The organism is Spiroplasma sp. hy2 (assembly GCF_044714365.1).
Taxonomy (GTDB): Bacteria; Bacillota_I; Bacilli_A; order Mycoplasmatales; family Mycoplasmataceae; genus Spiroplasma; species Spiroplasma phoeniceum.
Genome location: NZ_RXFZ02000312.1, coordinates 1 through 690 on the forward strand (window position 1 = coordinate 1; position 690 = coordinate 690).

The 690-nt window shown below is 20.8% G+C and carries 1 pseudogene; it reads right to left on the reverse strand.

Going from position 1 to position 690, the window contains the following annotated elements:
* Positions 1-362: pseudogene (locus tag EHV01_RS06260) on the reverse strand (IS30 family transposase); the annotation flags it as partial.
* Positions 363-690: the final 328 nt, after the last annotated feature.

The following is a 690-nucleotide window of genomic DNA, read 5'->3' on the forward strand; positions in this document are numbered from 1 at the left end:
RRWAATGGAAACTTTTCATTATACTTTTTTTCATATTCAAAGATAATTAACATCGGTGAATAGCGTCTTTTACTTAAAATTTTTCTTATGTGATTTACAACTTTTTTTCTAATTTTAGTATATTTTATAGATTTTTTTCTTTTATTTTTATAATCATCATTTGCTTTTTTAGGATCGTATTCTTCTTTAAGTCTTTTAGCCTCTAATCTAATAGTATTACGACTTTTATTCATTACTTTTCCTATTTTAGAATAATTAGGTGTACCATTTTTCTTTTTAAATTTTTCGGATTCTAAATATTCTTTTAAATCATGTCTTTCTACTAAATTAAAATGTTTAAATTTTTTCTTTTCTTTTTTCATAAGACAACCTAGCCCTTTCTATTAAAATAGTTATACAATAAAAATTAAAATTTTGTTGACAATCTGTTAAATGATGGTAGAATAGTCATGTAATTTAATATAAGTAGAATTTACTAGCCCTTAATCGCTTGTTTAAAAATTACTAAAAATAGAGACTTGAAAAATTCTTTTTTTAATTTATTTTACTTTTTTATATTTTTTTGTAGAATGGTGATGACAAAAAGAGGTAAAAAAGATGGCAAAAGTAGATAAAAAGTGATGAATAATTGCAAATTTAACAAAAATAAAGCAAAAATTAACAAAATTTGATGAATATTGTAAAGAAAAT